This window comes from Lentihominibacter faecis (assembly GCF_014306095.1).
Lineage (GTDB): Bacteria > Bacillota > Clostridia > Peptostreptococcales > Anaerovoracaceae > Lentihominibacter > Lentihominibacter faecis.
On record NZ_JACRWC010000100.1, the window covers coordinates 21,052 to 28,959 of the forward strand.

Annotated in this window: 6 protein-coding genes; 4 read left to right on the plus strand and 2 right to left on the minus strand. The window is 47.7% G+C overall.

Features of this window, described 5'->3' with window-relative positions:
• The first annotated feature begins 21 nt into the window (after positions 1–21).
• From H8876_RS07830 to H8876_RS07845, 4 genes are all read left to right on the plus strand, one after another.
• A complete protein-coding gene (locus H8876_RS07830) occupies positions 22–1,137 on the plus strand; it encodes an NAD(P)H-dependent oxidoreductase (RefSeq protein ID WP_249287274.1) in 1,116 nt (371 codons plus the stop codon).
• A complete protein-coding gene (gene mgtE, locus H8876_RS07835) occupies positions 1,130–2,533 on the plus strand; it encodes a magnesium transporter (protein WP_249287275.1) in 1,404 nt (467 codons plus the stop codon). Before H8876_RS07830 ends, mgtE begins: the two co-directional genes overlap by 8 nt.
• A gap of 388 nt (positions 2,534–2,921) precedes the next feature.
• The gene (locus H8876_RS07840) at positions 2,922–4,187 is read left to right on the plus strand and encodes an ArsB/NhaD family transporter (RefSeq protein ID WP_249287276.1); all 1,266 of its coding nucleotides are present in this window, start codon (positions 2,922–2,924) and stop codon (positions 4,185–4,187) included.
• Positions 4,188–4,398: 211 nt separating this feature from the next.
• The gene (locus H8876_RS07845) at positions 4,399–5,664 is read left to right on the plus strand and encodes an ArsB/NhaD family transporter (protein WP_249287277.1); all 1,266 of its coding nucleotides are present in this window, start codon (positions 4,399–4,401) and stop codon (positions 5,662–5,664) included.
• A gap of 121 nt (positions 5,665–5,785) precedes the next feature.
• Here the strand turns inward: H8876_RS07845 and H8876_RS07850 are convergent, their stop codons facing one another.
• Both H8876_RS07850 and H8876_RS07855 read right to left on the minus strand, forming a co-directional pair.
• Positions 5,786–6,505, minus strand: coding sequence for a response regulator transcription factor (locus H8876_RS07850; protein ID WP_249287278.1), 720 nt, complete (start codon positions 6,503–6,505; stop codon positions 5,786–5,788).
• Between the two features lie 2 nt (positions 6,506–6,507).
• Positions 6,508–7,908 (minus strand): sensor histidine kinase (locus H8876_RS07855; protein ID WP_249287279.1); only part of this gene is annotated, 1,401 nt, incomplete at its 5' end.

Here is a 7,908-nt window from a genome sequence, read left to right on the forward strand (position 1 = left end):
AACAGGCAAGGGGGCGGTTTTATGAAACGACAAGACCAGAGTAAAACAAATAAAAAAGATGTAGATCTGATCCTGATCGCACCGTACTGCCCGGAAGCGGGGAAAACCGCCAGGCTGAAGGCTATTTTGCAGTACAGTCTCGAAGGATATTCCTGGGATGAGATCACAACGGTCAGCGAGCTGGAACATGCGGATCTGAAGGGAAAACGGATCCTGTTCGCCATATCGCTTGGAAAGTCGGGCATCAATCTGACCTGGTATACGATGATGAAGTATTTCCGTCTGCACCAGAGTTCGCTGGAAGATGCCGTGGGAGGCGTGATTTTAGACGGAAATTGTGAGTTTTATACGAAATCTGCAGGAAGAAGCATGGTGTTCACTACCAATCGGGCCGGATGCACATTCCCGGGGCGCCCGCTGGTAGAAGGGACGCGAACTTTGCATAATTATGATATCCAGGCGAAAAATCTGCATATGGACAATCTGCAGGCATATATGGAAGCCGGGCGGCAGCTGGTGGAGAATGTAGTGCAGTATCGAAAACCGCAGTGTGAGCGTCCGAAACTGCTGGTGCTTCATGCGGGAAACAGGAAGATCTCCAACAGCCTGCAGCTGTGGGAGATGACGGAACAGCATTTGCAGGATTTTGAAATACGAAGGATCTCTCTGCGGAATGGATTCATCCGGGACTGCAGAGGATGTGCCTATGATGTGTGTCATCATTTTGGCGAGGAAGGCAGCTGTTTTTACGGAGGACCGATCGCGGAGGAAGTATATCCGGCGATCCTCGACTGCGACGGGCTGGTCATGATCTGTCCTAATTACAACGATGCTTTAAGCGCCAACCTGACGGCCTTTATCAATCGGATGACAGCGCTTTTTACTACGCACCGGTTTTACGACAAAGCATTGTTCGGCGTGATCGTTTCCGGTTACAGCGGCGGAGATATCGTCGCAGAGCAGCTGATCAGCGGACTCAACATGAATAAAACCTTTGCTTTGCCAGGGAAATTTGCTATACTTGAAACAGCTAACAGCCCCGGGGAAATTTTGCAGATCCCGGGGATCGAAGAGAAAGCTGCGGCGTTTGCCGATCAAATACGAAACCATTTAAAGGGGAGGGAATCGCATGACTGAATCAATGGATATGGATACCAAGATGAAGAAGTTCGATGAGGAAATCGAGCAAATTCTGGATCTTCTGGAGGAAAAAGCGTATTTCCGGGCGAGAGATGAGATTTTAAAACATAATGAAGTCGATATCGCGGAGATCCTGGAGGAGATCCTGGAAGAGTCCGGTATTGACAAAACCATCATCATTTACCGTATGCTTCCGAAGGATATTTCGGCGGAGGTGTTTTCTTATCTGCCTTCGGACGACCAGAGGGAGATCATCCAGGGTATCACCGATCGAGAAGTTTCTTACATCATGGGAGAGCTGGACTTCGATGATATGATCGACGTGCTGGAAGAACTTCCTGCAAATATCGTCGATAAGATCCTGGAAAAAACGCCGAAGGAAGAGCGAAAGCTGATCAATACATTTCTGAATTATCCGGACACGTGCGCGGGAAGCCTGATGACGCCTGAGTATATCAGCCTGCAGGAGACCATGACGGTAGGACAGGCTCTGCAGCACATACGGGATGTAGGGATGGACAGTGAAACAGTCTACACCTGTTATGTGAAGAAAGGCGGTCGGAAGCTTGAAGGGATCGTTTCTCTTCGTGCGCTTGTCATTGCCGATGATGATGTACAGGTATCGGAACTGATGAATACGGAATATGTGTACGTAAGCGTGCACGATGACCAGGAAGAAGTCGCCGAGACTTTTAAGAAGTACGGCTTTCTGGCAATACCGGTAGTAGACAATGAACACAGGCTGGTGGGGATCATCACATTCGATGATATTTTAGACGTTATTGAAGAGGAAACTACCGAGGATATCGAGAGAATGGCCGGCGTCATGGATGATTCTGACCAGGAATATCTGGACATGGGCGTATTCCGTCATGTGAAGAACCGGCTTCCGTGGCTGGCGATCATGATGGTGGCGCTGATGATCACAGGCGTGGTCATTTCAACATTCCAGGATGTGCTTGCGCAGGTGATCGCACTGGTGGCTTATATCCCGCTTTTATCGGGCACAGGAGGAAATGCGGGAACCCAGGCCGCTTCCCTGATCATTCGCGGAATGTCCACCGACGAGATCGACGTCAAAGATGCCCTGCGTGTGATGTGGAAAGAATTCCGGGTGAGCATTATTTTAGGGCTGGTTCTCAGTGCCATCAATTTCGGGAAGATCATTCTGATCGACGGCAATACGCCGATGATCGCACTGACGGTATCGATTTCGATGATACTGGTCATTATTTTTGCTAAACTTTTAGGCGGACTTCTGCCGATGGCTGCCAAGAGGATAGGCATAGACCCGGCTCTCATGGCAACTCCGATGATCTCATCGATCACGGATACGGTTTCTACTTTGACTTATTTACTGATGGCGACCCTTATCCTCGGGCTGGCACTTTAGCTAATACTTTAGTATGAGTTCGCATTTTTCGGGGGTTTCAGCAAAATAATCAGTTGTTTTTTTCCTATATATGTATTAGAGTGTGTGTCGGACGAAAGGTACTTTTCAAGATGAAAAAAGCAGGTACGAAAAAGAAGATCAAAATACGGAGATGGATCATTGGCATTTTATTGGGAGCAGGTTTTCTGGCCATGGAGTTTCCGGGAATTCTTCTGGTGCGGGAGAGGATCTATCCCTTTGTTCTGGGACTGCCTTTCCTGTACGGATATATACTTTGTTGTTGGGTATATATGTGCAGCGTGCTGTTTTATGCCTGCCGGACATCTTGGGGGAAACAGTCCTTTTTTAAAAAATAATTTATGAGAAGGGTTGAAAAAGGGTGAATGAAATGTCAGATGCAACTTTGTCAGTGATCATATTCGTTCTTGTAATGGTCGTGATCATATCCGAAAAAGTTCACCGAGCAGTTTGTGCTGTAGGCGGTGCAGTTCTTTTGATCATCTTAGGGGTGCTGGACATAGGCACCGGAGTATCGTATATCGACTACAACACCATCGGGCTGCTGATCGGCATGATGATGTTTGTCGCAGTCGTAAAGCATTCCGGGATGTTTGAGTACCTGGCAGTAAAATCTGCAAAGGTCGCTAAGGGCGACCCGTGGAAGATGATGATCTTCTTTATCATTATCACAGCGGTCCTGTCGGGACTTCTGGATAATGTAACCACGGTTCTTCTGGTAGGACCGATGACATTCGCGATCACGAAGGAAATGGATCTGAATCCTGTTCCTTATATCATGACGCAGATACTGGCGTCTAATATCGGCGGTACGGGCACGCTGATCGGTGACCCGCCAAACATCATGATCGGAAGTGCTACAGGTCTTACGTTTGGAGACTTCCTGGTAAACGATGGTCTTATCGTTATCGTGGTGCTGGCAGCAACTATCGCCGCATTCTACTTCATCTATGGCAAGAAGCTGAACGCAACACCGGAAGCTATGGCCAAGGTCATGGCGATGGATGAAAAATCCCTGATCCGTGACAAGAAGCTGCTGATCAAGAGCATTGTCATGATCGTTCTGATCGTAGCAGGATTTATGCTTCACAGCGTGCTGCACATGGAATCCTCCATCGTAGCACTGTCGGGAGCTGTTATCATGATGATCATCGGAAGACAGAACATTGAAGAAGTCGTTTCCGACGTAGAATGGCCGACGATCATCTTCTTTACCGCATTGTTTATCGTAGTAGGCGGTATGGTGGAAACAGGCGTGATCGACAAGCTGGCTGACCTGATCATGGGTGTAACAGGCGGAAAACCTGTTATGACGATGATGATCATTCTGTGGGTATCGGCGATCCTGTCCTCTACACTGGACAATATCCCGTTCGTAGCAACGATGATTCCGCTGATCACGGCTATGGGCAACGACGGTATGGATGTTATGCCTCTGTGGTGGGCGCTGTCACTTGGTGCATGCCTGGGCGGAAACGGAACACTGATCGGAGCTTCTGCAAACGTAGTACTGACTGGTATCAGTGCCAAGAACGGTCATCCGGTTACATACATGCAGTTCCTGAAGATCGGATTCCCGATGATGATCCTGTCCATAGCGATCTGCTCAGTATACATGCTGATCCGCTACGCATAGAAATCATATAGATCGCAAGATCAAAATCATAGAACATACAACAACATAACAGAAAAAAGCGAGGGCAGATATGCACTCGCTTTTTTCTGTTTTTTCTTAAAATTTACGAGGGATATTCTTTAATAAAAATTTAGTTGATTTTTTGCGTGTTTTGTATTAAAGTATCAAGGTAATTGGAAAATGGAATTCATGGGAAGAAAGGAATGAAAGAATGTCTCACGCAACATTATCCGTGGTCGTATTCGTTCTGGTAATGATCGTAATCATTTCAGAGAAAGTCCACAGAGCAGTCGTTGCCGTAGGAGGTGCGGTACTGCTCATTATTTTAGGAGTGCTTGATATCGAAACGGGTGTATCCTACATCGATTACAACACCATTGGACTGCTGATCGGCATGATGCTGTTCGTAGCAGTTGTAAAACATTCGGGAATTTTTGAGTATCTGGCTGTCAAGTCGGCGAAGATCGCCAAGGGTGATCCCTGGAAGATGATGATCGTTTTCATTATCATCACCGCCTTGCTGTCGGCTCTGCTGGATAACGTTACAACGGTACTTCTCGTTGGCCCGATGACATTTGCTATTACCAAGGCGATGGATCTCAATCCGGTGCCTTATATCATGACGCAGATCCTGGCATCCAATATCGGTGGTACGGCGACCCTGATCGGCGACCCTCCGAATATCATGATCGGAAGTGCAACCGGCCTGTCATTTGTAGACTTCCTGGTAAACGACGGTCTGATCGTTATCGTCGTAATGATCGCAACGATTTTCGCCTTCAAGCTGATTTACAAAAAGAAGCTGATCGCAACGCCGGAAGCGATGAAGGCAGTTATGGATATGGATGAAAAGGCTTTGATCAAGGACAAAACTCTGCTGACGAAGAGTGTTGTCATGATCGTACTGATCGTAGCAGGCTTCTCCCTTCACGGTGTGCTTCATATGGAATCTTCCATCATCGCACTGACTGGAGCGGTGATCATGATCATCATAGGCAAACAGAATGTAGAAGGTATTGTAGAAGACGTAGAATGGCCGACGATTATCTTCTTTACCGCGCTGTTTATCGTAGTAGGCGGTATGGTAGAAACAGGTGTGATCGACAATCTGGCTGACATCATCATGAACGCAACAGGCGGTCAGGCTGTCCTGACGATGATGATCATTCTGTGGGTATCCGCACTGCTGTCTGCAACACTGGACAATATTCCATTCGTAGCAACGATGATCCCACTGATCCACTCCATGGGTGAGAGCGGTATGGACGTTATGCCTCTCTGGTGGGCACTGTCCCTGGGCGCATGTCTGGGCGGAAACGGAACTCTGATCGGTGCATCTGCGAATGTAGTGCTGTCCGGCATCAGTGCAAGACATGGATATCCGATCACGTACGTACAGTTCCTCAAGATCGGATTCCCGATGATGATCCTGTCCGTAGCGATCTGCTCGGTATACATGCTTATCCGTTACGTATAGAAACTGGAACGGAAATAAATGCATATGAAAAAATCCCGTACAATCAGCTTGTACGGGATTTTTAATGCAAAGAAAAGAGCCGGGAAGGGGTGGTGCCCGGTTTTCCCGGCTTTGGCCTTCGTTACTCGTCCTTTTTTGGCATCTGGTTAAATTTATAGCCTACACCGCGGACACTGACGATGTAGTTGGTATCATGATTTTTACGTTCCAGTTTTTTTCGCAGGGTGCTGATGTAGACCATGACAGTTTTTGTGTCGTTTTCCATGCAGGTGGTCTTCCAGACTGTTTCGAATATCTGTGCGGCGGGGAATACCTTGCGCGGATGCTGGATCAGCAGTTTGAGGATCTCAAACTCTTTTGAGGTCAGACTCACAGGCTCTCCGTCCAGAAACAGGTCGTGTGTATCAAAGTCGATTTTAAGCCCATCGTATTCGTACAGGCTGGCTTCCGCTTCAGCTGCTTTGCGGGCAAGGGAATTCTGGCGGCGCAGATGAGCCTTGATCCGTGCGATCAGTTCGCCGGGCATGAAAGGCTTGGTCATGTAATCGTCTCCGCCGGCAGAAAGCGCGATGATCTTATCGATTTCCTGGGTCTTGCAGCTGAGAAAGATGATCGGTGCATTGGAATGCTCCCGGATATCCAGTGAAAGTGCGGTCCCTTCTGTGTCCGGCAGCATGATGTCCAGGATGATAAGATCCGGGTTTTCTTTTTTCAGCAGATCCAGCGCTTCTTCTCCGGTATAAGCAGAGAACGGACGGAACTGTTCTTTGGTCAGATAGGAGCAGACCAGCTTGTTGATCGCTTTTTCGTCGTCCACTACCAGTATTTTTTCTTTTGCCATGATTAGACCTCCTTATAGAGCGGGATGATGAATGTAAACGTACTTCCTTCTCCAAATGTACTTTCTGCATAAATATCGCCCTGGTGGGCAAGCATGATCTCTTTGCAAAGGGTCAGCCCAAGGCCGCGGCCTTCGATTTGGGTATGACCGTTTTTCTGGTTGTTCTCTGCCCGATAGAACTGATCGAACACATGGGCAAGCTGAGATTCACGGATCCCCATCCCTTTGTCTGATACCGACACGATGAAGTTCTCGGCGGCGTCGTCTACTTTAAACGTGATGTGCATTTCCTTATGTGTATCGGAATATTTGATCGCGTTTGTGATCAGGTTGGAAAAAACCTGATTGATGCGGTCAAGATCCAGTACAGCCCAGTAGTGAGACAGCGTGATCTCGTCGTAGTCAATGGAAATCTCAAATCCGGCAGCCCTGGCATCGCCTATGTTGCTGGTGATCAGAAGATCTGCGGCATCGGTTATGGTGCAAAGGGTAAAATCAAAGGTGAACTGATGAGTCTGCATCTTTGACAGCTGCCCCAGATCGTCCACCAGCTTTTTTAAGATCAAAGTCTTGGCGGTGATGATCTCCATCGCTTCGTGCTTTTCTTCCTTGCTGCTGATCGTTCCATCGCTGATCGCGGTCAGATAACCGGCAATGGATGTGATCGGTGTCCGCAGCTCATGTGAAATATAGGAGAGGAGCATATTGCGGCTTTTTGTGGCTTCGATCTGATTCAGCTCGGCCGATTTGATCGAAGTGATATCACGGAAAGATCCTTCCAGAGCAATGGGTTCATTCGTCGTTTTTTTTCGTATGATAGTGCAGGTGAATTCCCCCCAGAAGGATTCCCCGTTTTTATTAGTCATTTCTATGACGATGCGATCCCGTGCCGGGAATTTTGCAGTAAAAAGATCGCGGATCTCTTCTGCCTGCCTATAGCTTGTCAAAGTCTGGAACATGTTCGGATTGTCGTAAAACGCTGACTGTGGGTATCCTGTAACCTCCCGGATGGAAGGCGAGATATACTCGAAAGCTTCGTACGGCTGCAGTTTATAATAAAAGATAACATCCTTGGAGTTGTCGACAACCGTTCGGTAGAGGCTGCTGGCCAGGCTGCTTTCCTGCTGGGTGTATACGACATAGATCACCAGGATACAGAAGTTGACCAGATTCGACATCAGGATCTCTGTAACGTAATAGCTGGACGTGACCGGTACTACTGTTTCCGCGATGGAAAATACCGATTTGATCGCTCCCCATAAAAAGGGTTCTAAAAAATATGTTGGGGTGGCTCGCAGATAGCGAGTCATCTTTTTTAATGAAAAGAAAGCATTAGAAGCCAGAATCCTGTAGAATAAAGCTGCGAAACAAATATCCAACAGAGAAAAGGAGGCAACTAATGC

Bases quoted from the DNA above. Each gene is read 5' to 3' on its own strand.
- H8876_RS07830 (WP_249287274.1), top strand. From the start codon at position 22: ATGAAACGACAAGACCAGAGTAAAACAAATAAAAAAGATGTAGATCTG.
- mgtE (WP_249287275.1), top strand. From the start codon at position 1,130: ATGACTGAATCAATGGATATGGATACCAAGATGAAGAAGTTCGATGAG.
- H8876_RS07840 (WP_249287276.1), top strand. From the start codon at position 2,922: ATGTCAGATGCAACTTTGTCAGTGATCATATTCGTTCTTGTAATGGTC.
- H8876_RS07845 (WP_249287277.1), top strand. From the start codon at position 4,399: ATGTCTCACGCAACATTATCCGTGGTCGTATTCGTTCTGGTAATGATC.
- H8876_RS07850 (WP_249287278.1), bottom strand. From the start codon at position 6,505: ATGGCAAAAGAAAAAATACTGGTAGTGGACGACGAAAAAGCGATCAAC.